The 26,992-nt window shown below is 44.3% G+C and carries 23 protein-coding genes and 2 riboswitches; of the genes, 15 read left to right on the top strand and 8 right to left on the bottom strand.

All coding sequences use genetic code 11. The features are described from left to right. Positions 1 to 67: 67 nt before the first annotated feature. A complete protein-coding gene (locus tag V1L65_RS12600) occupies positions 68 to 5,101 on the top strand; it encodes an S-layer homology domain-containing protein (protein WP_331699511.1) in 5,034 nt (1,677 codons plus the stop codon). A gap of 93 nt (positions 5,102 to 5,194) precedes the next feature. Here V1L65_RS12600 and V1L65_RS12595 read toward each other — a convergent pair whose 3' ends face one another. Both V1L65_RS12595 and V1L65_RS12590 read right to left on the bottom strand, forming a co-directional pair. Next, positions 5,195 to 5,509 carry a DMT family transporter gene (locus V1L65_RS12595; protein WP_331699510.1) on the bottom strand — a complete coding sequence of 105 codons (315 nt, stop codon included), beginning with the start codon at positions 5,507 to 5,509 and terminating at the stop codon, positions 5,195 to 5,197. Next, positions 5,506 to 5,892 carry a DMT family transporter gene (locus V1L65_RS12590; protein WP_331699509.1) on the bottom strand — a complete coding sequence of 129 codons (387 nt, stop codon included), beginning with the start codon at positions 5,890 to 5,892 and terminating at the stop codon, positions 5,506 to 5,508. Before V1L65_RS12590 ends, V1L65_RS12595 begins: the two co-directional genes overlap by 4 nt. Before the next feature lie 121 nt (positions 5,893 to 6,013). Next, positions 6,014 to 6,116, bottom strand: a riboswitch (guanidine-I (ykkC/yxkD leader). Between the two features lie 147 nt (positions 6,117 to 6,263). Between V1L65_RS12590 and V1L65_RS12585 the strand changes: the two genes are divergently transcribed. Further along, positions 6,264 to 7,139, top strand: a complete 876-nt coding sequence (locus tag V1L65_RS12585) for a radical SAM/SPASM domain-containing protein (protein ID WP_331699627.1) — start codon at positions 6,264 to 6,266, stop codon at positions 7,137 to 7,139. On the opposite strand, the gene V1L65_RS12580 is transcribed toward V1L65_RS12585, so the two are convergent. Continuing rightward, complete coding sequence (locus V1L65_RS12580) at positions 7,140 to 8,318, bottom strand: chloride channel protein (RefSeq protein ID WP_331699508.1); 1,179 nt, start codon at positions 8,316 to 8,318, stop codon at positions 7,140 to 7,142. It abuts the gene before it with no gap. A gap of 142 nt (positions 8,319 to 8,460) precedes the next feature. Between V1L65_RS12580 and V1L65_RS12575 the strand changes: the two genes are divergently transcribed. Next, a complete protein-coding gene (locus V1L65_RS12575) occupies positions 8,461 to 10,407 on the top strand; it encodes an ATP-dependent DNA helicase (protein WP_331699507.1) in 1,947 nt (648 codons plus the stop codon). Between the two features lie 237 nt (positions 10,408 to 10,644). Further along, positions 10,645 to 11,856, top strand: a complete 1,212-nt coding sequence (locus V1L65_RS12570; RefSeq protein ID WP_331699506.1) for a glucosaminidase domain-containing protein — start codon at positions 10,645 to 10,647, stop codon at positions 11,854 to 11,856. Positions 11,857 to 11,975: 119 nt separating this feature from the next. Here the strand turns inward: V1L65_RS12570 and trhO are convergent, their stop codons facing one another. After that, positions 11,976 to 12,878 carry an oxygen-dependent tRNA uridine(34) hydroxylase TrhO gene (gene trhO, locus V1L65_RS12565; RefSeq protein WP_331699505.1) on the bottom strand — a complete coding sequence of 301 codons (903 nt, stop codon included), beginning with the start codon at positions 12,876 to 12,878 and terminating at the stop codon, positions 11,976 to 11,978. Between the two features lie 196 nt (positions 12,879 to 13,074). Between trhO and V1L65_RS12560 the strand changes: the two genes are divergently transcribed. The 3 genes from V1L65_RS12560 to V1L65_RS12550 all read left to right on the top strand — a co-directional run bounded on the left by V1L65_RS12560 (position 13,075) and on the right by V1L65_RS12550 (position 17,450). Beyond that, positions 13,075 to 14,499, top strand: a complete 1,425-nt coding sequence (locus V1L65_RS12560; RefSeq protein WP_331699504.1) for an MBOAT family O-acyltransferase — start codon at positions 13,075 to 13,077, stop codon at positions 14,497 to 14,499. Between the two features lie 15 nt (positions 14,500 to 14,514). Then, positions 14,515 to 16,347 (top strand): polysaccharide deacetylase family protein, encoded by a 1,833-nt coding sequence (locus V1L65_RS12555; protein WP_331699503.1) that lies wholly within the window; start codon positions 14,515 to 14,517, stop codon positions 16,345 to 16,347. 134 nt (positions 16,348 to 16,481) lie between these two features. Continuing rightward, positions 16,482 to 17,450, top strand: a complete 969-nt coding sequence (locus V1L65_RS12550) for a 2-hydroxyacid dehydrogenase (RefSeq protein WP_331699502.1) — start codon at positions 16,482 to 16,484, stop codon at positions 17,448 to 17,450. Here V1L65_RS12550 and V1L65_RS12545 read toward each other — a convergent pair. Then, complete coding sequence (locus V1L65_RS12545) at positions 17,447 to 18,256, bottom strand: AraC family transcriptional regulator (protein ID WP_331699501.1); 810 nt, start codon at positions 18,254 to 18,256, stop codon at positions 17,447 to 17,449. The genes V1L65_RS12550 and V1L65_RS12545 overlap by 4 nt on opposite strands. Before the next feature lie 105 nt (positions 18,257 to 18,361). On the opposite strand from V1L65_RS12545, the gene pyk reads away from it, so the two are divergent. The 3 genes from pyk to V1L65_RS12530 all read left to right on the top strand — a co-directional run bounded on the left by pyk (position 18,362) and on the right by V1L65_RS12530 (position 21,345). Further along, positions 18,362 to 19,780, top strand: a complete 1,419-nt coding sequence (gene pyk, locus V1L65_RS12540; protein ID WP_331699500.1) for a pyruvate kinase — start codon at positions 18,362 to 18,364, stop codon at positions 19,778 to 19,780. A 38-nt stretch (positions 19,781 to 19,818) separates the two neighbouring features. After that, positions 19,819 to 19,927: riboswitch (purine riboswitch) on the top strand. A gap of 68 nt (positions 19,928 to 19,995) precedes the next feature. Further along, positions 19,996 to 20,928: an EamA family transporter gene (locus V1L65_RS12535; protein ID WP_331699499.1), complete on the top strand. Its 933-nt coding sequence runs from the start codon at positions 19,996 to 19,998 to the stop codon at positions 20,926 to 20,928. Positions 20,929 to 21,000: 72 nt separating this feature from the next. Beyond that, positions 21,001 to 21,345 (top strand): hypothetical protein, encoded by a 345-nt coding sequence (locus tag V1L65_RS12530; RefSeq protein ID WP_331699498.1) that lies wholly within the window; start codon positions 21,001 to 21,003, stop codon positions 21,343 to 21,345. 60 nt (positions 21,346 to 21,405) lie between these two features. Here V1L65_RS12530 and V1L65_RS12525 read toward each other — a convergent pair whose 3' ends face one another. Then, positions 21,406 to 21,687 carry a hypothetical protein gene (locus tag V1L65_RS12525; RefSeq protein WP_331699497.1) on the bottom strand — a complete coding sequence of 94 codons (282 nt, stop codon included), beginning with the start codon at positions 21,685 to 21,687 and terminating at the stop codon, positions 21,406 to 21,408. A 259-nt stretch (positions 21,688 to 21,946) separates the two neighbouring features. Between V1L65_RS12525 and V1L65_RS12520 the strand changes: the two genes are divergently transcribed. Both V1L65_RS12520 and V1L65_RS12515 read left to right on the top strand, forming a co-directional pair. Continuing rightward, positions 21,947 to 22,789: a sensor histidine kinase gene (locus V1L65_RS12520; RefSeq protein WP_331699496.1), complete on the top strand. Its 843-nt coding sequence runs from the start codon at positions 21,947 to 21,949 to the stop codon at positions 22,787 to 22,789. Between the two features lies 1 nt (position 22,790). After that, the gene (locus V1L65_RS12515; RefSeq protein ID WP_331699495.1) at positions 22,791 to 23,429 is read left to right on the top strand and encodes a response regulator transcription factor; all 639 of its coding nucleotides are present in this window, start codon (positions 22,791 to 22,793) and stop codon (positions 23,427 to 23,429) included. A gap of 92 nt (positions 23,430 to 23,521) precedes the next feature. Here the strand turns inward: V1L65_RS12515 and V1L65_RS12510 are convergent, their stop codons facing one another. After that, complete coding sequence (locus tag V1L65_RS12510) at positions 23,522 to 23,881, bottom strand: c-type cytochrome (protein WP_331699494.1); 360 nt, start codon at positions 23,879 to 23,881, stop codon at positions 23,522 to 23,524. A gap of 74 nt (positions 23,882 to 23,955) precedes the next feature. Then, complete coding sequence (locus V1L65_RS12505) at positions 23,956 to 24,405, bottom strand: disulfide oxidoreductase (protein ID WP_331699493.1); 450 nt, start codon at positions 24,403 to 24,405, stop codon at positions 23,956 to 23,958. Positions 24,406 to 24,716: 311 nt separating this feature from the next. Here V1L65_RS12505 and V1L65_RS12500 point away from each other — a divergent pair, with 311 nt between their 5' ends. From V1L65_RS12500 to V1L65_RS12490, 3 genes are all read left to right on the top strand, one after another. Next, positions 24,717 to 25,436, top strand: coding sequence for a YebC/PmpR family DNA-binding transcriptional regulator (locus V1L65_RS12500; protein WP_331699492.1), 720 nt, complete (start codon positions 24,717 to 24,719; stop codon positions 25,434 to 25,436). A gap of 198 nt (positions 25,437 to 25,634) precedes the next feature. Then, positions 25,635 to 25,946 carry a hypothetical protein gene (locus tag V1L65_RS12495; RefSeq protein WP_331699491.1) on the top strand — a complete coding sequence of 104 codons (312 nt, stop codon included), beginning with the start codon at positions 25,635 to 25,637 and terminating at the stop codon, positions 25,944 to 25,946. 56 nt (positions 25,947 to 26,002) lie between these two features. Then, on the top strand, positions 26,003 to 26,785 hold the full coding sequence (locus tag V1L65_RS12490) for a hypothetical protein (protein ID WP_331699490.1): 783 nt from the start codon (positions 26,003 to 26,005) through the stop codon (positions 26,783 to 26,785). Positions 26,786 to 26,992: the final 207 nt, after the last annotated feature.

Raw genomic sequence — 26,992 nt, 5'->3', positions numbered from 1 at the left:
AGGGAGATGTACATGAATTTCAGCTATGTAAATCTCAACACTTATATGAAGGAGGAGTAAAGACTGTATGAAAGGAAGCTTATGGAGAAAAAGTATTGCAATGCTGCTGTGTATAGTGCTGCTCATTCCAAGTATCCCATGGATTGGCGGTAATGCAGAAAAAAGCTTTGCCTCTGGCCCGGCCAACTTGATTTCGAATGGCAGCTTTGAAATGCTCGACGGCAGCAGTAATCCGAGCCATTGGGAAACGTATACTTTCACAGGTACGCCTCAATATGGGGTTACGAACTCCGAGTCCAAGGAAGGTGAACATTCTTATCAGATTCGTGCAAGCGAGCAAGCGAGAGGGCAAGTCAGGCAAGTTGTTCATTTGACAAGCGGACAAGCAGGTAAAGATTATGTGTTTCAGCAATGGGTAAAAACAGAAGATATCATATCTACGGGCCGTGTTTATGCGAGAGTTCAAATGTATGACAGCGGCGGCACTAGAACCGTGCTTGTTGAAAGCAGTGTTTTGCGGGGAACGAATGATTGGACGCTTATTCAAAAGCAGATTTATATACCGGAAGGAACTGTGAGAATCATGTGGGAAGGTTTCTTAGAAAATTCAACAGGGACTGCATGGTTTGATGATATTCAGTTATATGAATATGCGGCACCGGCAGAGCTTCTTGTAAATGGCGGCTATGAAACAATGAACAATGGTGCCAGCCCGCCATGGACCACTTATACATTTTCAGGAAGTCCGGTATATTCGGTTGATCAAACGATTGCAAGAACAGGAAGCAACGCTTATAAAATAGAAGCGGACAGCATGAGCCGGGGAGCGCTTATTCAGAGTATCGTTTTGTCTGCCAGTCAAAAAGGAAAGCAATACCGGATGCAGCAATGGGTTAAGACGGAAGATTATACTGGCAAGGTATATTATAGAATTCAGGTCTACGATCAATCGAACACTCGCATTGCCTATATCGAATCAACTTCCCTTGCTGCAGCGGAGGACTGGACATTAATAGAAAAGGTGGTAGACATTCCAGCGGACGCACACAAAGTCACTTGGGAAAGTTTTTACGAAAATGGGACTGGAAAAGTTTGGTTTGATGATTCCAGTATGCTGCAGTGGATTCCGATTGATGGAATCAAGTTACTAGAGGAGCAGGTCATTCTACTGCCAGGCGAAACAAAATCATTAAGCCTTCAAATTTCACCTGAAGACGCCGTGGAGACATTAATTTCATGGGAAAGCTCGAATCCAGCCGTTGCAACTGTATCGGATGGTGCAGTGACGGGTCTTTCTGATGGGATCGCACTAATAACAGCCAAAACAGAAGGGACCAATAAGGGGAAATCGGCTGTTGCTGTTGTCTATGTGGGTGAACCATCTGGAATTACGGTATCGAATGTTCAAGAAACCGTTCTGCAAGGAGGATTTGTAAGCGGTGCCATCGAAGCGGAATCAGCGGATGAAGGCTTGCTTGCCTATGAGTTATTTACAGAGCCTGCACATGGTCTGGCATATTTAACGGTTGATGGAAAATGGGAGTATTATCCTGATCCATCCTTCACGGGGGAAGACAGCTTTTATGTAACTGTTAAAAATGAAGCTGGCGATCTGGCTGCCGCTAGAGTAGCTATTACGGTTACACCAGTCCATAAGCCGCCACAATTGGAGGAAGGGATCTACCCGACGAATAAAAACACTGCAGTTTCCGGTACATTAAAAGCACTTAGCAATCATCCGGAAGGTTTGCAGTATGAAGTAGAGCAGCAGCCAGCCAATGGACAGCTCGTTATGGACGGCCTAGGAAGCTGGACGTATACGCCAAATCAAGATTATGTAGGAAATGATACTTTCTACGTGCGTGTGACCAGTTCTTTAGGAGGGAGCTCCTCAACTTACATTCATGTATACACGGCTCCAACAGCAGAAGAAATTATTGCTGAGCTGAAGGCGGAGCAGCCGAACAACAGCCATCCGAGATTGATGGCAACTGCCGATGATTTTGCACGTATCCGTCAGCAATTGGCTGATAATAATCCACAAATGAAGGAGTGGTTCAAGTTTGTAAAATCGCAGGCAGATGCCATGTTGTCCGAGCAGCCGCGCGTTTATAACAAGCCGGACGGCTTGCGTCTCGATACAACCTCAGCAACGAGAATCGCTACTCTGGCATTTGTTTATCAAATTACAGAGGACGATAGCTATGCGCAAAGAGCCTGGCAAGAGCTGGAGCATGTGTCTAGCGCCGCATATCCCGATTGGAGTCCCGGTCACTTTCTGGATACGGCAATGATGACCCACGGGGTGTCGCTAGGATATGACTGGCTTTACCATGTGCTTACAGAGCAGCAGCGGGCAACGATTCGCGAGGCGATAGCTGACAAAGGATTAACGCCGGCAGTGCCTATGTATTTGAACAAAACCTACTGGTGGGTTTATAACCGCGACAATTGGAATTTTGTATCGAATGCAGGGATGACGCTTGGCGCGCTTGCCATCGCCGATGAGGAGGAGGAGCTTGCCGGGCTGATTTTAAGGGAAGCCTTCAAATCGATTCAGTTTGGGCTGCCGCAGTATGCACCCGACGGTTCGGCAACTGAGGGGCCTGCTTATTGGGAATACGGTACAATGTATCTCATTTACTTTCTTTCTTCATTAAATAGTGTATTTGGTCATGATTTTGGCTTTTCAGAAAGAGAAGGAATAGCCGAAACTGCTGAATATCCGATTTACATTGCGGGACCGAAAGGGGCATTCAATTATTTTGACAATGGCAGCTCCTTAATCCCAGGCAGACTTTTGCTTTGGTTCGCAGAGCATTTTAACAAGCCGGAATATACCTGGTACCATCAGTTTGCAAGCGGGGCTTCGATTAATCCTGGCTTATACGATATGCTTTGGTATCGTGAAGGAAGCTATGGAGCAGCACCGCCAGCAGATTTGGATCAGCATTTTATTCTTCCCAAGGCTGTCACTATGAGAAGCAGCTGGAATGATCCGAATGCTTTGTTCGTTGGCTTCAAAGGAGGGGAAAACGGCGCGCCGCACGGCGATCTTGACACGGGCTCATTTGTCTTTGATGCGAATGGGGTTCGCTGGGCGCTGGATCTGGGTTCGGAAAATTATAACTTGCCGGGATATTGGGATATGAGTGAAACCGGATTGAGATGGACCTATTACCGTAAACGTGCGGAAGGCCATAATACACTCGTCATACAGCCGTCTGCAGGTGTAGATCAGTCCGCAAGCTCTATATCAGAAATTACGCGAACATCGTTCGAATCCAGCGAGGGAGCATTTGCAATTGCTGATTTGACGCCAGCTTATCAAAAATCTGCCGTATCTGTGAAGCGGGGGACAGCGCTTATTGATCATCGCCGTCAATTTCTCGTACAGGATGAGGTCAAGCTGAAGGTGCCTTCCGAGCTGTATTGGTTTATGCATACGCGTGCCGACATTGAGTTAAAGCAGAATGGGACGATTGCCTTGTTGAGTCAAGATGGGCGGCAGCTTGCAGTCGAGATTTTAAGTCCGGTCAATGCTTCCTTTAGCGTTATGCCTGCCGAGCCCCTGCCAACTTCATTGAATCCGGCCGGCCAAACGAGGAATGTCGGTGTTCAGAAGCTGGCAATTCATTTGGAGGAAGTGAAGGAGGCTGCGATTACTGTTCGTATGACGCCAATAATAAACGGTGATTTGTCGATGCTCGACGATGTGCCGGTCGTTCCGCTGGATGAGTGGGAGATTGAGGCCGGGGAAATTGCAGTGCTCAGCGGCTTGGCAATTGATGGAGTGCCGTTGGCTGATTTTCAATCGGATCGATATGTTTACGATGTGGAGCTGCCGCGTGATCGTCAAACCGTACCTGTTGTTACAGGTACAAGCAGCCAATTTGAAGTAAGTGTACAGCCTGCTGCACAGCTTCCAGGTACGACCATCATTAAAGTAAAAGACCCGAATGCTCAGAAAAAACCGGCTGTATATTACATCGTGTTTAAGCAGACGGTGGATCAGACTATGCCGCCGGAGGATAGAAAAATAATTCCTGCCGGTGTGACGGCAAGTACACATGACGGGAATGTGCCGGAAAATACGCTCGACAATAATTTTAATACGCGCTGGTCGGCTGAAGGCGATCAGTGGATACAATATGACTTGGGCGGGCTGAAAAAGGTGGCCGCTCTGGCAGTCGCATGGTATCAAGGCAATATAAGGTCCAGCTATTTTCAAATTGAACTGTCTGAGGATGGAATAGCATGGAGCAAGGTTTTCGACGGATTCAGCTCGGGCAGCAGTATTGAGCTTGAATTGCATTCTTTTTCACCTGTAACCGCACGATACGTGCGCATAAAAGGATTCGGCAATACATCCAACGCCTGGAATAGTATTGCGGAGGTGGCTATATTCGGTCCTGCTGCAGATGCTGGGCCTCCTGATACAGAAACTCCCGGAGGGGGAAATGAGAATGGCGGCAATGGGGGAGACACCGATGATGGTGATGGCGATAATTCCAGCGGCTCGAAAGAAAATGAAAACGAGAGCGAATCAGCGGTTGAAAATGGAGCAACATTTAATGACATTAAAAATCATTGGGCTGAAAGCTTAATTAAGCGTGCCGCGGCTTTAAACTTAATAAATGGTTTTCCTGACGGCACATTCAGACCGAATGACGATGTGACAAGGGAGCAATTTACAGTCATGCTAATGAATGCGTTGAAGTCTGATAGTACGAAGGGGGGAATTTCATTTGCCGATCATGCATCAATAAGCTCTTGGGCGCGGGAATCCGTTGAGAAAGCAATTCATGCAGGCATAATAAGCGGTTATGAGGATGGAACTTTCAGACCGGCGGCGTATATTACACGTGCACAGCTTGCTGTTATGATTGCTCGTGCACTCGATTTGCCGGCAAAAAAGGATAATACAGGGAGCTATACCGATTATCATGATATTCCAAAATGGGCGAGAGAAAGCGTAAACGCTGTTCATGAAGCTGGCATTATGCAAGGACGCGGCAAAAAACAGTTTATTCCTAATGGGCATGCAACCCGTGCAGAAGTCATCACAGTATTGCTTCGTATGCTTGAAGTCCAAAAATAGCAGCTAGCAAATGAAAAGGGAATGCACAGCGATCAAGTTCAAAAAGGCTGAAGCAGGGATAGCCCCTGTTTTCAGCCTTTTTGCTGTAAACGCCTATTCAATCAATTTTAATCCAATAACAGAAAAAAGAACGAGGGCGATAAAAAACACTCTTTTTTTACTGCGCGATTCATGAAATACTACTATGCCGACGATGGCGCTGCCGATCGTGCCAATTCCAGTCCAAACGGCATATGCAGTGCCCATTGGCATGGATTCCATGGCAAGAGCAAGAAACAGGAAGCTGATCGTAAAACCGGCAATCATAATGAAATAATTTTTAATCGTTCCTGCTTGACTGATTCTAGCTATTCCAGAAACGCCTACAACTTCAAATAATCCAGCCAAAATGATATATATCCAGCTCATTTGCTTACTCCTGCTCCTTTCTCGTTAGCATTACTTGTTTCTTGTGCCTGCGAATGCTCGTCTGTAACAAGCTTCAGTCCGATGATTCCAATAAGCAGAACAATAATGAGTATAATTTTGCCCCAGCTGAATGGCTCCCCGAATATGGTCATTTCGGATACGACCGTTCCTGCGGTGCCGATGCCAACGAAAACGGCATATGCTGTGCTAGTAGGCAAAAATTTGCTGGTGTGTATAAGCAATCCAAAGCTGACGAGTATGGCGATGACTGTCATACCCCAAAGCAGCACAGAATCGGCATGCTTTAATCCTACAACCCACATAATTTCAAAAAAGCCTGCAACAATTAGCAAAATCCAGTACACATTTCGATTTACAGTCATAGCTGCTCTCCCTTTCTATTTTGTAGCCGCGAATAATCGCGTCGCACACGAGTGGATACTTGCAAATATTTTTATAGGATGCGCAAAAAACAAAAAAAGCCTCGAGAAATATCACGATGATATCTCCCGGGCTTTTATCCCTCCGTGTTAACGCGGCTAATACGCGTGTTTTCTCTCGGACCAGGCCAGCCGTGGATGACTGCGGAACCCTAGAAAACTGTTTACCTCATTCGTACCGCCATTATATTATGATTTTCAGCAGGGGTCAACTTGTTTTTTAAGCTTTTTTGGGCTAGAGACTACAGCAGTTAACTAGTGTATACTAGATGGATAATCAATACGATTTTAACAAGATAGGAATTGTGATTGCAGTGAAGCGATTTAAAAAATTTTATATAGAAACGACGAGCATTTGCAATTTATCCTGCACCTTTTGTCCGCCTACTCAGCGTGCCAAAGGGTTTATTTCTGTTGCAGATTTCAGTAAAACGCTGGATCAGGTCAAGCCCTTTACCGACTATATTTATTTCCATGTGAAGGGCGAGCCGCTTTTGCATCCGAAGCTTGACCAATTGCTCGATATTAGCCATGAGAAGGGCTTTAAAGTAAATATTACGACTAATGGCACGCTGATTGCGAAAAATAAGCATAAGCTGCTCGGAAAACCTGCACTGCGCCAGATTAATTTTTCCTTGCACAGCTTTGACGGGCATCCCGGATCTAAGGATAAGGAAGGCTATCTGTCGCAAATTTTAGATTTTGTCCGAGAGGCAAATGCCGCCAGCAACTTGATTGTTTCGTACAGATTGTGGAATCTCGACATGGACAATGAGCTAAATCAGCAAAAGCAAAAAAATCGCGAACTGCTGGCGATGATAGAAAAGGAATATAGCCTGGATTATCAGATAGAAGAGCGCTTCAAGCCAGGCACTGGCGTCAAAATTGCTGATCGCATTTATTTGAATCAGGATCCTGAATTCGATTGGCCTGATCTGGCTGCTCCAGCAGACGAGGGAAAAGGCTTTTGCTACGCGCTGCGCAATCAGGCTGGAGTGCTGATCGATGGAACTGTGATTCCTTGCTGTCTGGATGGTGAAGGTATTATCAACTTAGGCAACGTGCATGAACAGAGCTTTTCGGACATTATTGATGGAGAGCGGGCAACGCGGATTTATGACGGCTTCTCAAGAAGAGAAGCCGTTGAGGAGCTTTGCAAGAAGTGCGGCTATCGGAAGCGATTCGGCTAATCACATCGATTGGCGGACAGGGGCAGCATAAATGCTGTTTTTCCCGGAGCACAGGCTGCTGATAAGACAAGCTGCCAGCAAATATAAGGCTGCATCCGTGCCAAACAATTCTAGGCCAAGCACAAATGCGGCGAGCGGCGCTTTCGTGGCAGCGCCAAACATGGCAGAAAGGCCGATTGCCGCCAAAAACGAAGGCGATGTGCCTATTAGCGGAGCAAGCGCGCTGCCAAGCGTTGCGCCTATAGCGAATAATGGCGTAACCTCGCCGCCGATAAAGCCTGCTGCCAGTGTTATAACAGTAAATATGAGTTTGAGGGCGAACCATTGTGCTGCTGCCGGCTGATCGAATGCTTGCTCGATTAAGGGAAGCCCTAAGCCAAGGTAAGCTCTGGTGCCCAGTGCATAGACAAGTGCAATGATGATGATTCCCCCTGCGAAGCTTCGCCAAGCCGTATGCGGCAAATAGGCTTGAAACAGTCTTTTCAAGCTGGAGAGTGCTTTTTTAAACAGCCAGGCAGCTGCGCCAATCGCTGCTGAGGCTGCTATAAGCTTGATTAAAATTATGAAATTAAAATGAGGTACTAGGCTAATAAAGTAATGCTGATGCTTTGCGCCCCAGAGCAGACATACGAAATGGGCGGTATAACTGGCTGCAAGGCAAGGGATGATAGCGTGAAGGCGCTGCTTGCCTCTGGCTGCAGCCTCCAATGCGAAAACAGCCGCTGCCAGCGGCGTTCCGAATAAGGAGCCGAAGCCTGCGCTAATGCCGGCAAGCAGCAATAGTCTGATCTGTTCTGCGTTTAAATTGCCGACAGCACCAAGCCAGCTGGCAGCTCCGCCGCCCATTTGCATCGCTGTCCCTTCCCGGCCTGCGGAACCGCCAAATAGATGGGTGATCAATGTTCCGCCAAGTACAAACGGCACGATGCGAAAGGGAACGCTGCCTCGCCCGGTCTGAATCTGTTCAAAAATAAGCGCATTGCCGCGGCTTGTATCTTTGCCAAATTTAATATAAGCATACGATACAAGTGCTCCTCCAAGCGGAAGCAGCCAAAGCAGCCAATGATAAGTGTTTTGCATACTGGTGACCCATTCTAAGCTAACCAGAAAAAAAGCAGATAGAGTACCTGCCAGCAAGCCTGCTGCAATCGTGTATAGCATAAATTTAATATGATTCATATGACTAGGTTCTCCTTTGCAATTCCAATTGTATTATACACAAATTTTCACTAGTAGTTGAAGCATTTTCGCCAAAAATAAGGTATGTACATGAACAGATTCCATTCGATGGGAAGGTTCATCTTAAAGGAGAAACAGAGAAGTGAAGCTTAACCATTATCCGTTTGACTATGACCATAAGCAGCCGTTTATTCAGCAGGCTAGCGATTGGATTGCAGATGTTTTTTATGAAAAGCTGCCAGAATCAGGCTTTGAAGTGCGTGATGAGCAAATTTATATGGCGTTTCAGTTGGAACGCGCGTATGCGGATCGTGAGATTATTTTTGCCGAGGCTGGTGTAGGCACAGGAAAAACGCTAGCTTATTTGTTATATGCAATCAGCTACGCGCGCTATAGCGGAAAGCCGGCAATTATAGCTTGTGCAGATGAGTCCTTAATTGAGCAGCTCGTAAAAGAGGAAGGCGATCTTGCCAAGATAGCCAAGCATTTGGATTTTCAAATTGATGCCAGACTCGCGAAATCTAAAGATCAGTATCTGTGCTTGGAAAAGCTTGATGAAGCTAGAGGCGAAGAGGAGAATGAGCTGTTCGCGGACCGCTTGTTCGACATATATGAAGGGCTGCCAGATTTCGTTACGAAGCCGACTACGATGCAAAGCTTTTATCCGTACGGAGATCGCAGAGATTATCCGGATTTAAGTGATAAGGAATGGTCGAGGATTGGCTGGGATGTATTTCAGGATTGCTTCGTCTGCGATCGCAGGCATCGCTGCGGACAAACGCTGTCGAGAGATTATTACCGTAAAACAGCAGATGCCATTATTTGCTCGCATGATTTTTATATGCAGCATGTATGGACATTTGAATCACGCAAGCGTGAAGGACAGCTTCCATTGCTGCCGGAACACAGCTCGGTTGTATTCGATGAAGGGCATCTGCTTGAAACCGCGGCTCAAAAAGCATTGACCTATAAGCTTAATCATGATGTGTTTGAAGAAATTGTTGTTCGTCTGCTGCAGGGTGAAATTCGAGAATCACTCGCACTTGCGATTGAGGAAGCGATATCGGCCAGTGAACGCTTGTTTCAGCAGTTGGAGCAGTCCAGCAGGCAGGTTGAAGCATCTGACCGAATGGAGATTTTATGGAGTGACAGACTGACAAAAGAGCTGCATCAATTTCATGCCGCTATTAACGAGATTGAAGAGCAGCTTGTGTATGAAGGCGGCATGTTTACGATCGATTCTTATCAGCTCAAAATTGTCGAAGAGCATTTGGATACGATTCAGCAAGCTTTGTCACAATTTCGGCAGCCTGTACAGCCTATTAGCTGGGCAAGCAAGGACAAATTAGGGTTGTCGCTTATCATTATGCCCAAAAAAGTAAAGGAAATGCTAAAGGAGTACGTGTTTAACGGCACGATGCCGATCGTATTTTCCTCTGCTACCTTATCTGTTAACGGTGATTTCAAGCTGCTTGCCGATGCGCTTGGCATCGGAAGCCATCTATCCTTCACCGTTCAGTCGCCATATGATTATGATGTGCAAATGAAGCTTTCCATCATGAAGCAGCCAGCCATATCCTTAGCGGAAAAATCCCGAAAAACGATTGAGCTGATAGAAAAAAATGGTGGCAGCACACTCGTCCTGTTTTCCTCGCAGCAGCAGCTTGAAGTGTTTATACAATATTGTTATTCCAATGCCGATTTGAGCGGTATGCTGTTTGAAGGCACACAGGAAATCAGTCATTTAATTAAACAGTTTCAAATGGATAAAAGCAGCGTGCTTTGCGCTTCTACCTTGTGGGAGGGCCTTGATATTCCGGGTCCTGCATTGACACAGGTCATTATTTGGGATCTGCCGTTTCCGCCTAATGATCCTGTCTTTACAGCGCTGCGTGCGGAAGCGGAGCAGTCGTTCGAGCAAATTGATATGCCTTATATGCTGCTGAGATTGCGACAAGGCATCGGCCGGTTGATTCGGGCGCGCGAGGATGCCGGTCAAATCGTATTGCTGTCCGAGCAGTTAATGGATGATGCGATTTTGAATAAAATCATTCAAATAATGCCAGTATCCCGGTATTCTCTCTGCTAAACGCCTATAAATTTAATAGCATTAATAAATTGTCTGAAAAAAAATTAATAAATAGCGAAAAAATATTTTTTAAGGACTGAAAATCCACTAATATCAACAGTTTTCCTATTACAGGAAAGCTGTTTTTTTATTATTTTTAAGCATTTTTTTTAAAATGACAGTCTTAGCTTGGACGTTGCCACATATACTCTTCCAAGACCGATCTTCTTAAATAAATTTAGGAAAGAGGTACTTGATATGAGAAAAATGATCAATCATCCAATAAGTATAATGACTATTTGTTTATTGCTAGTGATAACCCTTTTGCTTAATCCGCCTCAACGCACTGAATCCGCCCATCTGGAAACATCGAGCTCAGTCATGGAGGAAGTTCCTGCTAGTGAGGCTGTTCATATTGACGTAGCGCATCATAGCGATTGGAAGCCAGCCTGGTTAGCCGCCTTTCAAAAGCTGAATAATGCATGGAATAAAATTTATGAGGAAAATGATGAGGAAGACGATAATAGAGCTCTAGCGGATGAAAGCATAACGATGGATGAGGCATATTCAAGCTTGTATGCTGAAACGATCACAGAGAGTTTAGAAAAGGTATTGCAAAGGAATGAAATTACATATAACGAGAAAACAGAGATTACTGGCAGCCTCCCATCCTTCATGGTTGAAGTTACAGCTTACTTTTTGAATATACGGGAGCAGGGTCATGCCGATTCTAAAATACTTAAAACGGTGAAGCAAGGCGACCAGCTCACTATTGTAAGCGAGCTTGAAAATGGCTGGCTTGAGCTGGAGTCGGATGGATACATAAATGGAAATTATGTGAAACGGATTGAGCAAGCAGAAGAGGGAGCATTAGAACAGCGTGAAATGAACAAGCCAGTTACGATTCAAAGCTATATGGAAGCAGTATCGTCGGCAACAGACCAGCATCCTCAGCAGCTGTCTGCCAAGCTGAAGAGCGAAGCTTTGCCTAAAATTGTGAAAACCGTTCAAAAAGACAAAAAGGCCAATCAGCCTACCTCGACGGTTGACCAGGCTTCCGGTCTTACGAGCGAGCAAATTGAAAAGCTGTTTGGAGATTCAGCTCTGGCAGGCCATGGGCTTGGCGAGGCTGTGCTTGAAATGGAAGTGAAGTACGGCGTTAATGCTTTTTTCACGGTAGCGGTGATGAAGCTGGAGAGCGGTCACGGCAAAAGTAAGCTTGCCAAGCAGAAAAATAACTTGTTCGGATTGAATGCCATTGACGGTGACGGGTTTAATAAAGGCTTTAGTTTTAAGACGAAAAGCGACAGTGTGGAGAAGTTTGCGCAGCTGATTTCAAAAAATTATGTGGGCAAAGGCTTGGATACCATTGAAAAGGTGGCTAAAAAGTATTGTCCAACTAATAGTAAATGGCCTTCATTAGTGAAGTCCATTATGAAGAGTGACTACAAAAAAGCTATCCTTCATTAGCTTTTTAATATAGCATGAAAAACAATGCTCGTCTGCGTAGTGGGACGAACCATAAAACAGGGATATCGGTTGTTGTTGCCGATATCCCTGTTTATTATATGCCTTGGAGCGGGGCACGTTTATCCCTGGGCTAGGCTATGCACATGCTCTTCGCATTCGGGCGAACAGTAATGATTATATTGCTGTTCGCAATTATCGCATACAATATGCTGTCGATGACAGGTATCATCCGCGCAATTAATATACGTTTCTGCAGGAGTGCCGCAATGATAGCATTTGCCGACAACTACCGCTTCATCAGTATGATTAATATCTACAGAAATACGCTCATCGAATACGTAGCATTTGCCGTCCCACAGTCTGCCCTTTACTTCATCATCTTTGCCGTACGTTACGATCCCGCCTTCCAGCTGATATACATCAGTGAAGCCTTCACTTAGCATAACACCTGTAAGCTTCTCGCAGCGGATGCCTCCCGTACAATAAGTCAAAATGGGCTTGTCCTTATAGTCTTGCATATTTTCACGCAGCCACTTCGGAAATTCCTTGAATGTTTCCAGCGTAGGCTTAATCGCGTTGCGGAAATGACCCAGATCATATTCATAATCGCTGCGTCCGTCGAGGACAATGACGTCTTCGCGCTGCAAATAATCATGAAATTCCTTGGGCGATAAGCGCTTGCCGCTCAAGCTGTTTGGATCTAAAGGCTTTTCATACCGCAAAGTGACGAGCTCTTTTTTGTGCCTTACAAAAATTTTGCGGAAAGCATGCTTATCAGCTTCGTCAATTTTGAAAACCATATCGGCAAACAGAGGGTTGGCATGCATATGCTGCATATATTGCTCTGTTTGCTCATAAGTGCCTGATAAGGTGCCGTTAATGCCCTCATCCGCAATTAAAATTCTGCCTTTTACGCCAAGCTCCTTGCAATAAGTCAAATGCTCAGCTGTAAAGCTTGCAGCATCGGGAATTGGAACAAATTTATAGTACAATAAAACGCGGTAACCGCCTTTTTGTGTCATTGGGTAAACCTTCCTATCTTTATCATATTATTATTTCTATGATAGAACTGTTTGCGCTGATTTTCAACACTTGGTTAATAATAGAAAGAGATTTGTCGATTTATGCATTGATCTTTATCTGTGCTATAATGAAATAATTCTTGGCAACTGCCATTTCATTCTAGTTATGCATTCGGATGAAGGAAGGTCGTATTTAGTGATTTTTTCAACATATTCATTTATTTTTATTTTTTTGCCGATTGTTTTTTTAGGATTCAGGCTGCTTAGTCATTTTAAGCTTCATTTTTGGGCCAAGCTATGGCTCGTTATAGCCTCGGTATACTTTTACGCGCAAGGCAGCGGCAGCTTTACTATAATTTTTATTATTGATATGTGCGTCAATTTAATGCTCGGCAATTTAATGATCAAGAGTGGCAATGCCGGCAGGAATGGGCTCAAGCGATTGCTTTTGGCAGCAGGGCTGACGCTGAATATTTTATTTTTGGGCTATTATAAATATGCGAATTTTATGATCGATAATGTAAATATGATTACTGGGCAAGCTTACGGGCTTGTTAATATTGTGCTGCCGCTGGGCATATCCTTTTATACCTTCCAGTTGATTGCTTATTTGGTAGACAGTTATCGCGGTACGGCTAAGCCTACGCCAGCGATTGATTTCTTTTTATTTATTACATTTTTCCCGCAGTTGATTGTAGGTCCAATCGTTCATCATGCTGAAGTATTGCCGCAATACCAGGACAATAAGCAGCGCTTGTTCAATGCTTCCAATATTATGCTGGGGCTATTCTTGTTTTCAATTGGCTGTGCCAAAAAAATAATGCTGGCTGATCCTCTAACGAATTACTCCCAGCAATTTTTTGCTAATATTAGTGCGGGTGATACACTTACAGCCTGGTTGTCATCGGTAGGCTATACGCTTTCTTACTATTTTGATTTATCCGGTTACGCTGATATGGCGATCGGACTTGCTTTGCTGTTTAATATTCGTCTTCCGCAAAATTTCAATTCACCATATAAGGCAAGAAATTTCAGAGAATATTGGAATCGCTGGCATATGACGCTGTCGCGCTTTTTATCCGATTATGTATTTCGCAGCGTATATCGAAAGGGAAAGGGCAGCTTTAACTTCTATAGTGCTGTAATGATTACCTTTTTTGTATCCGGCTTTTGGCATGGAGCAGGCTGGGAGTTTGTTTTATGGGGCGTTATTAATGGCGTATTTGTATGCATGTCTCATTTCATGTATCGCAAAAAGTGGAAGCTGCCTTTTATTTTAGCATGGGTAATTACATTTGCGGGCGTAGTCGGCACACGTATTTTATTCGTTTCTGACAATCTTCCACATGCGCTGGAAGTGATGAAAATGATGTTTGTCTGGAAGGAATACGGCGTAGGCAATGCTGTGTATTACCAGTTCCTTACCTTTGGCGCCTATCATCTGTATACGATTGTGCTGCTTGCTATTGCGATGATTATTGCTTTTTTTGCGCCAAATTCAAGCGAAATAACGAAGGATTTCAAGCCGCGCTATCGCTATGCCTTTGCAGCTGCCTTTCTATTAGGCATTTCATTAACGCAAATGACTTCTGTTTCTAAATTTTTGTATTTTCAATTTTAAGGCTGAGGTGAGCATATGAGCTTGCGTAAATGGTTAATAGCTTTTGCAGCTGCGCTTGTCGTAGGCGGGCTGGCAGTTGGCGGCTTCAATATTATTGTCGATCCTTTTGGAGTGTTCGGTGATAAGTTTTTAAAATGGCATTCATACAATATGGTTAATAACCCGAGAGTAGCAAAAATCGCTTACTTGGACGAGCGGCATGAGCAGTATAATTCCTATATTATCGGAGGCTCCAAATCAAGCTCGATCTCTCCAGAATTGTTAAATCAATATTATGGGGATGACTCAAAATTTTACAGCATGCTGATGTATGGCGGCGATTTTCATGATTATGAAAAAACGATGTATTATATTGTAGATCAATATAAGCCTAAAAACATTGTTATTCATATGAGCTTGCAGGAGATCAGCCACTATAATGAGAAGGCGACTGACTTCAAGCAGTCTTTGCACGCCAAAGTTTCTGGCGAGTCGAAGCTGACGTTTTATTTGAAATATTTGTTGCTCAATCCGTCTTACGGCTACGATAAACTGCAGGGATTGGCTGAAAGACAAATAGATTCCTTTGAATACGCTCAATTCATACCTGAAAACGGCGTCTACAACAAGGTTAAACGAGATGCAGAGGATGTTAATAATTTAGGTCAATATATGGATCGTAATAAAGCGGCTTTTGCTCCTTTCGGGAAGATGGAGCCAATCGCTCTGGACAATAATGTAGAGTCATTAAAGAGAATGAAGCAATATTGCGATGAGCGCGGCATCAGCTTCAGGCTGATTACAGGTGCTACTTCCGAGCAGGAGCTGAAAAGCTACAATCTTGACGATCTGAAAAAATATTGGGTAAAGATCGCCGAAGTAACGGATTTTTGGGATTTTACCGGTTATACGGGAGTTAGCGGCGACCCAAGATATTTTTATGATACGATGCATTATCGCAATTCGCTTGGCACAATGATGCTGGGATATATTTTCGAAGATGAGAATATATACGTGCCTGCTGACTTTGGTCATTACACAACGAAGGACAATGCAGCGGCTCATGCGGAAAAGGTGTTCACAGCGCCAGCAGCGGCGGCAGCTGAAAAAACAAAAGTGCCGATTTTAGTCTATCATCATATCGATGCAGATCCTTTTGAGCCGAACTCATTAATTACGCCGCCGGATAAATTCAGAAGTGATATGCTCGCTATTGCGAAAGCGGGGTTCAATACGGTATCTATACCTGATCTGATCGATTTTGTAGACGGCAAGAAGGAGCTGCCGCCAAATCCGGTTGCAATAACGTTTGATGATGGTTACTTAAGCAATTACGAGCATGCTTTTCCAGTGTTGAAGGAGCTTAATATGAAGGCAACTATTTCGCCGATCGGCTGGTCAGCTGGACGGACGGAGCATCGCTTGCCAGGCGTTAATTTTTATCCGCATTTTACATGGGAGCAAGCAAAGGAAATGGTTGATTCGGGCTTGGTCGATTTGCAGAATCATACGATAGACATGCATGAGAGCAAGGATGACGGCCAGACGCGTGTCGGTATTTTACAGATGGATGGTGAAACGACAGGAGCTTATGCTAAAGCGCTTGAAGCGGATATAAATGGTTTAAGCCAAATCATTGAGGAGAAGACAGGCCAGAAGGTAACGGTGTTTACTTATCCATTTGGATATTATTCGCATCTATCCGAACAGATAATTAAAGATCTGGGCTATCGGGCTACACTTACTACTGAATCTGGCGTCAATTACTTGGTGAAGGGCGATCCGCGAACTTTGTTTGCGCTGAAACGGATTAATGGCAGCCCTGGAGTGAAGAGTGAGGACTTGGTGAAACAGCTTCAGGCAAAATAATTTTCAAGAAACGGTTCGTCCTTATATAAGGTCGAGCCGTTTCTTCTTGTAAAATGCTCAGTCAAGCCTATCCAAACGGCATCGTATTATTTATAATGAAACACATACTTATAACGACGCAAAGGAGTTATGTGATGAAACCGACGATATTTATTGATCGACCATTGCCGCTTGAGGTGAAGCAATATTTGGAAGAGAGCTTCAATCTTGACTATTGGGATAAAAATGAAAAAATAGACAAAGAAACTTTGATGCTTTATTTGAGCCGTGCAGAAGGCATACTGACTGCTGGCAGAACGATCGATGAGCGTTTGTTGGAAGCGGCTCCTAAGCTGAGAGCGGTCAGCACGATCAGCGTTGGCTATGATCATTTTCATTTCGATGCGATGGAGAAGCATGGAGTAATTGGCATGCATACGCCAAATGTGCTTGACGAGACGGTTGCCGATCTTTCATTTGCGCTAATATTGGGCTGCGCGCGCAGAGTGGCTGAGCTTGATCATTTTGTGAAACAGGGACTGTGGAATGCCAATGCGGGACGTACGATATTTGGAACCGATGTTCATCATGCTACGCTTGGCATTATTGGAATGGGCAGAATAGGCGAGGCTGTGGCCCGCAGAGCCAAGCTGGGATTTTCAATGGATGTTCAATACTATAACCGCAGCCGGAAGGAAGCGGTTGAACAACAGCTTGGCGTAAGGTATTCGTCCTTGGAGGAGCTGCTTAAAACTTCTGATTTCGTGCTTTTGTTAACCCCGTTAACGAAAGCGACAGAGGGCATGATTGGGCGCGACCAATTCAAGCTGATGAAGAAGTCTGCTTATTTCATTAATGTGTCGCGCGGACAAACGATTGACGAGGAAGCGCTCGTAGAAGCACTGTCGGAAGGCTGGATTGCAGGAGCTGGACTGGATGTTTTTAAGCAGGAGCCTATTCAGAAGGATCATCCGCTGCTGCAAATGAAAAATGTGCTGACTTTGCCTCATATCGGCTCAGCAACCGATAATACAAGATTTAATATGGCGATGCTGGGCGCAAAAAATTTGAAAATGGCACTGATTGAAGCGCAGCCGCAAAATGTTGCCCGCAGGCTTAGCTAAGGCGTTGGAGGGCGATCCTTCATCAGAACGGATGGAGGATGGCCAAGCATTCGTTTGAAAATTCGCTGAAAATATGTGACGTCGCGATAGCCGAGATATTCGGCTATTTCGCTGACGGTCAGCAGCGATTCCTGCAGCAAATAGACAGCTGTTTTTATTCTGGCGGCATGGACATATGCACTTATAGGCTGGCCCGTCACTTTACTGAATATCGCCGCAGCATAGTTTGGCGAGCGTTTAATGCAGCTGCCCAGATGCTGCTTGGTAATGGCCTGGCGATAATGCTCTGCGATGTACTTTTTCATTTTTTCCACATGCTGTACGACAGGCTCTGTCATTTCTCCCTGCTCAAGCTCGCGGCTCCACAAGGTCAGCGTCTCCAGCAAAGCTGCCAGCAAGCGCCCTTCCGCAAAGGCTAACCCCTCTTCTATTTCCTTTAAAGCAGTCCGAATTCTTTCCACGCTTAAGTCATAGCAGCCAGCTTTCGATTTTATCCAGCTGTCAGATTGAAACAACGGCAGTCTTACAGTTTTGCTTGGGGGCGTTATCCCGCTGAACGGCGGCAATTCCTGCACTTCAAAATGCAGCTTCTCATGGAAAACGGTTGGAATGCTTTTTCCGTAGTATGGAACAGAGCTAGGTATAAATAAAAAATCGCCTTTACTCACCATTACCTTTTCTCCATTTATCCAGTACAGGCAGCTTCCATACGTAACAACAATAAAATGATGCTGCTTTTTCGCTAGTTCTGCACTGTCATACCAGCTCATTCCCTGGTCGCGGCGCCAATGCGGTATCGTAATCATCCAGTCACCTCGTTGTACTATAGTCTTTCTATCATACTATAGTTCATGTACGTTGTCTGTTTTATCCATTACAATAACAGCAGTCAAGAACGGAGGATGAACGTTATGAATCAAACGAAAATTGTATGTACGATGGGACCGGCTTGTGAATCCGTTGAAATGCTTGAGCAAATGATGCTTGCCGGTATGAGTGTTGCGCGCTTGAATATGGCGCACGGCGAGCTGCAGGATCATCAAGGGCGAATTGATCTTGTTAGACAGGCAGCGAAGAAAGCTGACACAGTTGTGGCAGTAATGATGGATATTAAAGGACCTGAAATTAGAATAGGCACGCTGAAGGAGAAGTCGGTAGAGCTTGTCAGCGGAGCTGAAATTATTCTAACTAGCGAGCAGACGGAGGGTACTGCTTCAGTCGTAAGTGTTAATTATGCTGAACTGGCCGCAGATGTACAAGCGGGAGACCGTATTTTAATCGATGACGGACTAATTGAGCTTACGGTCATTTCTGCCCAAGGGACGGAAACCAAGTGCCGTATTGTAAATGGCGGTACATTAAAGCCGCGCAAAGGCGTTAATTTGCCGGGTATCCGCACATCGTTGCCGGGCGTAACGGAAAGGGATAAGCAGCATATTCAATTTGGAGTTGCTGCAGGAGTAGATATGATTGCCATGTCTTTTGTCCGCAAGGCCGAGGATGTGCTCCATGTCAGACAGCTGCTGGAACAAGCAGGAGCAGGTCATATTCAGATTATTTCCAAAATCGAAAATGAAGAAGGCGTCGACAATCTAGACGGTATAATTGAAACCTCTGATGGCATTATGGTTGCTCGCGGTGATTTGGGCGTAGAAATTCCTGCTGAGGATGTTCCCATGATTCAGAAGCAAATGATCGATAAATGCAATGCAGCAGGCAAGCCTGTCATTGTTGCAACTCAAATGCTTGATTCAATGCAGGTTAATCCAAGGCCGACGCGCGCTGAAGTAAGCGACGTTGCAAATGCGGTGCTGCAAGGTGCCGATGCAATTATGCTTTCCGGTGAAACAGCGGCAGGAAATTATCCGCTTGAATCAGTGAAAATGATGGCGACAATCGCTCACCGGACAGAATCGACGATTAATTATGAGGATCAATTTACGGCAAAGCGCAATGCTCATCCTGCTACAACGACTGAGGTGATCAGCCAGGCAGTTGTGGCAACCTCCTTGCAGCTTGCTACAAGCGCGATAGTTACGCCTACGGAAAGCGGATTTTCCGCCCGGATGGTATCGAAGCATAGACCGAAGGCGCCAATCATTGCGATTACGGCTCATGACCATGTGATGAAGCGATTAACGCTTGTCCGAGGCGTTACGCCGCTAAAAGGCGAGCCTGTTACTAGCACAGATGATTTATTCGATATGTCGATACAAAGAGCAGTTGAAGCCCGCCTGATACAGCGCGGAGATTATATTGTCATTTCGGCAGGAGTGCCGATCGGCAAGGCTGGGGCAACAAACTTAATCCGCATTCATGAGGTAGAATAAAATTGAGCGCTTGACAATATGATTAAAAACGATAAAATATATTTTGTTGTGCAATATTTCGTATAGCCTCACAAAGTCACTTTCATTAGGGTGAGGGTCTCTACAGGAAGCCTTAACTTCCTAGCTACGAATAGCGGATATGATCTTATGAAGATTATTCCTATTCGAGGCTAGGATTTTTTTATTTTTACAGCACTAAGGAGGTCAATAGTATTATGAAGCATATGATTGCAGTTTTTTTTGGAGCCGCGAGCTATGGCATTTTATCAACCTTTGTCGTTCTGGCTTATGATAAAGGTTATAAACTGCAGGAGGTTGTCGGCACACAGCTGCTGGTTGGTTTTTTATTATTAAGCCTGTTAAGTCTGGCAATGAAATGGAAAGGCAAAGGTCAGCAGAAGCAGGCAGGTGCAGCATTTGAGAGATTAAATGGCAAAAAGGTTGCGTGGCTGATGCTGGCAGGCGTTCCTCAGGCTGCTACAGGCTTGTTATACTATAATGCATTAAAATACATTCCGGCTTCATTGGCAATTATTTTGCTTTTTCAATTTGTATGGATCAGCTTGGTAATACAAGCCGTGAGGCAGAGAAAATGGCCGCAGGCGATAATGCTGGTGTCGCTGGCTATCGTAATTGCTGGAACTGTTCTTGCAGCTGGTGTATTGGAGGAGCAAGTACAAGCCGTCAGCATGACAGGTATCCTATTTGGGCTACTTGCAGCAGTCAGCTATACAGTATTTATTCTTATAAGCGGAGGCGTGCTGCCAAAAGCAAACCCTTTGCATCGCACGCTTTGGATGGTAGCAGGCGCACTGCTCTTTGTAAGCCTGATCTTCCCGCCGCATCATTTGATAAATGGACGTTTGTGGGGCGATTTGCTTTTGTTCGGGCTTTTATTAGGCTGTTTTGGCGCATTTATACCGCCGCTGCTCTTCGCCTATGGTGTACCGCATATTGGAGAAGGCTTGGCCGGCATTCTCGGAGCAGTAGAGCTTCCTGTGGCTGTCATGCTGTCTACGCTCGTACTCCATGAGCAGGTAAGCTGGTTGAAATGGGCAGGGGTATTGCTTGTGCTAGTTGGCATTATCGTGCCAGAGGCATACCGTAGGCGTAAAGAGAAGCTAAGCTATCAGCCGACGGGTTGTTAGCGCGTCTGCATTGTTGTAGACTGGAAGGAGCAGCATAAATACACCGCATGATCGGATTAAAGGGAGTTTGTTATGTTTACCGGTAAAGCCTTGACGCTCAGCAGAATTTTGCAGATTATTTTTATTGTATCTTTTATTGTCGCAGTCATCTATATGTTATTTAATCGCAATGAAATTGAAGTCGGCAAAACATATGAAGTGCTGGAAGGCAGCTTCGTTACACAATCGATAGGGGATATGGAGCTGCTTGACCAGGCGCGCAGAACTCCTGAATTCAAACAGGTATTGGAGAAACTAGAGGTGGAGCGCGTGCCAAACGGGCAGCGGGTGCTCGTAACGGATAAGCAAAAGGCAATATGCGGAATTGAGAACGAGCAGATTGCCGGCTATGTATCCTGTCAATCCATTATCAAATAAGGATACAGCAGGGCTGTCATTACGTCTCATGGACGGGGTGGCAGCCCTGTTATTATGTGATTACTGAAGTTGAAGCTGAAGTACTGTTCTGGGATACCGGCAATCATTTCTTATAAAATAAGTCGTTTTGTCATATGTGGATTTCGATAAGCGATGAGATATATCAGCGGCGGAGAGCATCGGTTTGATATAAAGCATCGATTCGAGAAATGAACAGTGAAGTAAGTTAATATCCAATGATTGAATCATAATGACACATTTGCGGAAGGTGCAGTTTTTAAAATTAAACCCGTCCAAGCTGATCGTTTCATTTTCAAACAGCTCATCTGTAATCCATTCCATGCTGAGTAACACTCCTTTTTGTACACTTCATACCATTCTCATATTTTTTAACGAATGAGACACGAATGTAATCATACCAAAGCTTGTATGCAATGTTTGTCAGAAATTGGGATTCGATTCCTAATACTTCTCGACACTTTTCGGTCGCTTTCTGTTTCTTGGCAAGCAGTAGCCCGAAAGAGTCATTTCTAACTTTGTTTCGATCATCCATAATAGATAGTGAAGCTGCAGGCATTGCAAGCGCTAGAAGGGAGAGCTCATGTTGTATAAACGAATTAAATGGCTCATATTAACGATTCCGACGATTACAATCGGCGTTTGGGAATATGTTCGTCATGAATATTTGTTGTCGTATGTGTCGATGGATTTAGGGAACTGGCTAGCTCCGGTTATCGTTTTTCTAGTAACTATGCTGCTGTTGACGAAGCTGTTCAGTGTGCTTGAGACGATTCAAGCTGAACTGCAGCAATCCAAATTAGTTCAGGCAGCTCTGCATGAAAGAGAAAATTTGGCCAAAGAGCTTCATGACGGCATTGCACAATCTTTGTTCTTGATGTCGATCAAGGTTGAAGAGCTGGCTCAGCAGTCCGCTTTGGCGGAAGAAAATAGCAAGCTGCAATCTATTAAACAAACTGTGCATGAAGTGAATCAGTATGTGAGGCAATCGATATCCAATCTTCGCTATCCGCCTGAGCTCGTTACTGTGCCTTGGAAGGAATCGATGGAGATGCTGATTCGTGATATATACCTGGAGACTAATATAAAAATAGAATATGAATGGAAGATCGAGGAAGAAGCATTATCCGTCAAAGAAAAAATTGGATTGTATGAGTTTATTCGCGAAGCGCTTGTAAATATTCGCAAACATGCTCATAATGCCAAGCATATTTTTATTTATGTGGAGTATACGGATACGGGCTGGAGATGCCGCATTATGGACGATGGGCAAGGCTTTACACCGCAATCGCTTCAGAAGGCGGAAAGCTACGGGTTAAAAATTGTAAAGGAACGAGCGCTTGAGCTGGGATGGCAGTTTTCTATCCAGCGGCAGGAACCGTACACAATTGTAGAGGTTATGAAAATTGGGAAGGAAGTGGCATGATATGACTCAGCCGATTAGAGTGCTGATTGTGGATGATCATCCTCATGCGAGAGAAGGGATGCGCTCCATTCTTGGACTTGATCCATTATTCGAGGTTGTTGGCGAAGCGGAAAATGGCGAGCAGGCGATAGAATGGACGGAGCAGGTTATGCCTGACCTTATACTTATGGACATAAATATGAAGCGGATGGATGGCCTGGAGGCTACCAAGCTTATAAAAGATAAATATCCCTACGTTAAAATTGTTATGGTAACTGTATCTGACAATATTGCTCATTTGTTTGAAGCGCTTAAAAAAGGAGCACAAGGATATTTGATCAAAAATTTAAATCCAAGCGCTTGGCATGAATATTTAAAAGCGGTCGCGCTCGATCAGGCGCCTATGTCGCAGGAGCTTGCGCAGCGTATACTGAATGAGTTTTCCCAAGCGAACAGGCCTGAACCTGAAGACACTCCTTTGACACCGAGAGAAAAAGAAATATTGACGCTCGTTGCCCGCGGGATGCTGAATCGGGATATTGCGGACACACTGATTATATCTGAGCATACTGTAAAAAATCATTTAAAAAATATACTGCAGAAGCTGCATCTGGAAAATCGTGTTCAGCTGGCAAGATATGCGTATGAACGCGGTCTGTAGAGTGGGGAAGCAAAAAAGACGAGCAGAGGAAAATGCTTGTTACATTCCCTTTGCTCATCCCTGTCCAAAGAACGGCGAAGCTGTTTATTGTATTATTTGAAGGTGGAAAGCCAGTTGGTCAAATTAATAATGTCTTCATCCGGCAGCTTTCCTTCAAACGGGATCATGCCGCCGCCGCCCTTCACTATTTTATTATAGATGGCTTCTCTGGACATTTTGGTGCCCACCCCGGTAAGGGCCGGTCCAGCCTTTCCTTGATATTGATCGCCATGGCAGCCCATGCAATTGCTGCGATAGACAGCCTCTGCCGTGGCAGCGTCATTAGGCGTCTCTGGAATTTCTATAGAAGGCTTGTTTTCATCGATTGTTTTCTTTTCCGGAAATTGAAAGATCATAACATAAACAGCCAGAACTGCAGCAAGACCTAATACGACTGACATAATCCATTTCATAAGTATTTCCCCTTTCTTTAAAATATTGAAGCTGCACGGTGGAAATTTGATATAGCGTTGGCAAGTTGTTTTTATTATGTCTTACTAACGCGTGAAGCATGCTTCTTCATCCACAAAAGTGAGATGATTATTAGGATGAAGGCAGTTAAAGCAAGCATTGGTATAGTAATAAACCCAAACCAGTATAAATAATCACCGATGCATGAGCCAGCCTCACATGCAGCCAGCGAGCCGATCGTATCTGGGAATTGCTGTACCAGTATGTGATAGATAGAAAAAAGCGATCCGATGATGGCAAGCGGCAGCGCGTAATAAATAATTTGATATTCTTCTCGAAAAAATGCAATACCAAGTATTAAAGCTAGCGGATACATAAAAATACGCTGAATCCAGCATAGGTCGCAAGGGATATAGTGTAAAACTTCGCTCATATATAAGCTTCCCGCTGTTGCAAGGAAAGCGACTCCCCAGGCGAAAAACAGCAGCTGTGCTGCCTTCGTTTCAGAATGATTGCTTTTAGTCAATTCGGTCCAGCTCCTTTTCGGAGAATTGGATTATATTCATATTGTTCTTATTGCAAAATAATGGGATAGGCTTATTATTATCATAAATCATTTCCTGAATACAGGCATGACTACTTAGGGCTATTTGAACCGTTTCAATCAAGTGAAAGTTTCGTGTCGTTCATCAAATCACAGCATTTATTATGTTATTATAGGCTTGGGCATCAAGCAGTAGAACCTGCATTGGAAGAATAGCAGGCATGAGCAGTTTTTCATTGGACAAATTGATGGTATAATAAGTTGAATATTCTATAACGGAAAGCAGGTACAGTATGGGTCGCAAGTGGAATAATATTAAAGAAAAAAAAGCAAGTAAAGATGCGAATACGAGCCGGATTTATGCCAAATTTGGCGTAGAGATTTATGTAGCGGCAAAGAAAGGTGAACCGGATCCAGAGTCTAATCGCGCTCTGAAGGTTGTACTGGAACGCGCTAAAACTTACAATGTGCCGAAAGCAATCATTGATCGTGCGCTTGATAAAGCGAAAGGCAGCGGCGAAGAGATTTATGAGGAGCTGCGCTATGAGGGCTTTGGTCCTAATGGAACTATGGTTATTGTAGATGCATTGACCAATAACGTGAATCGGACAGCGCCTGAGGTTCGTTCCGCTTTCAATAAAAATGGCGGCAACATGGGGGTCAGCGGTTCAGTAGCCTATATGTTCAGCGCCACAGCTGTTATAGGCATCACAGGCAAAACATTGGATGAAACGTTTGAGCTGCTTATGGATGCCGACATTGAGGTAAGAGATTTGATTGAAGAAGAGGATGCAGTCATCGTTTACGCAGAGCCTGATCAATTTCATGAAGTACAGGAAGCGTTCAAGGCAGCTGGTATTACGGAATTTACAGTAGCGGAGCTGACGATGCTAGCTCAGAGTGAGGTAACGCTTGAAGGCGATGCATTGAAGCAGTTTGAGAAGCTGATTGATGCGCTTGAAGATTTAGAGGACGTCCAGCAGGTTTATCATAATGTAGATCTTGGAGAATAACTGTATGAAGCGGGTGCTCGTTACGACGAGTCCCGTTTTTTTGTTTTTTAATCGAGGTTCCTTTGTATCGGTTTCGACAAACAAATTTGAACAAGTAAGAAGGCAAAAAGAAACAACGACAATGTAAGGAAAGACTATTACAATTTGTTTTGCAAGCGCTTTCGGTTACATTACTATTTTTCTTAAGGAGATGACCAGATGATTTCGGAACAAATGAAAAATATGATTAAAGTATGTCTATGTCTTGCCTTAATGTGGATGTTGTTTTTATCCATAGCTCCTAGAACGAATGCTTCCACTCCATTGTTGGAAAATGGAGGTTTTGAAAGTCCTATACTGGCTGATGGAGTAATTCCAGGTTGGAAGAAAGGTAATGCTGCCCAACCAACCAACCAGCATGTTGTTACAAGGGAGAACTCTGCAGATGGTGAACATAGTTTTAAGTTAGTTGACGACAGTGACGCTGTTTGCGACAAGGCTTTTTTTGTCTTTGAATGTATAAAAAAATGACCACGAGAAATACTTTTTGAGTAGTATTCCTTAATTTTCAAGAAGGAGGAGAGTATTTGAAAAGTAGAATAAGGAAAAGCGTAATTGCAGCGTGGATATGCTTCGGCTCAGTAGCCGCTGGATATCAAGTATACGCGAGCTTAAACAATAAAGTGGATACCGGAGACCATTACACGGAGCATTATCAGCTGGAGCCTTCGGACAATGAAGTTACGGCTGATGCTTTTTATTTGAAAGATGAGCTGTTAATCGAACTGAAGGATTTTACCGATCAAGCTCCTGAGCTGGAGCCGTCGCACGACAAGCTGATGCATGTCATTGTTGTCAGCTCGGATTTGCAGCAATATTTTCATTTGCATCCTGAAAAACAACGGGATGGTATCTTTTCGCAAAAGATAAATTTAAAAGATAATGTTTATAACGTATTTGTTGACATTAAGCCGAAAAATCTGAATTATGTCGTTGAACCTATTCAAATTCATGTAGGCGATACGGATCTGGCAAACAATGATGCTAAGCTTATTCCAGATACTCAATTTACTAAAATGGTTAATGCTCAGGCTATAGAACTGAAAATGGAATCGGACATCCAAGCTCATAAAGAAGTGACGCTTGATTTCGACATGCTGGGCGGGAAGCCGCAGCCATACTTGGGAGCGTTAGGCCATGTGGTGATTTTGGATGAGTCTGGGGAAAATTTTGTGCACGTGCATCCGATATCTTCTGATAAAACGGTTTTTCACACTCATTTTCATAAGCCAGGCTTATATAAAATTTGGGCGGAATTCAAGTTTAACGATCAAGTAAATGTGTACCCATACATTATCAACGTTACGTAACAAGGATAAATGGCTTCGCCATCCTTTGGACTGGCGCGCTTACCGATATAATCGATGAAATATAGAAACAGGATAAGTTAAAACCTTATGCTTTCTATTATTTTGAGAAAAAAGACTCAATCTCTGCTGAGAATGAGTCTTTTTTCGTACGTGTGCGCCCGGCATGGGCGATAACTCGGTGGTGAAAGTCCACTACAGGCTTGGCAG

Origin of the sequence: Paenibacillus sp. IITD108 (genome assembly GCF_036541265.1) — a bacterium.
Lineage (GTDB): Bacteria > Bacillota > Bacilli > Paenibacillales > Paenibacillaceae > Pristimantibacillus.
Note: the sequence above shows the minus strand (reverse complement) of the source record. Positions and strands in the feature narration are given on the sequence as shown.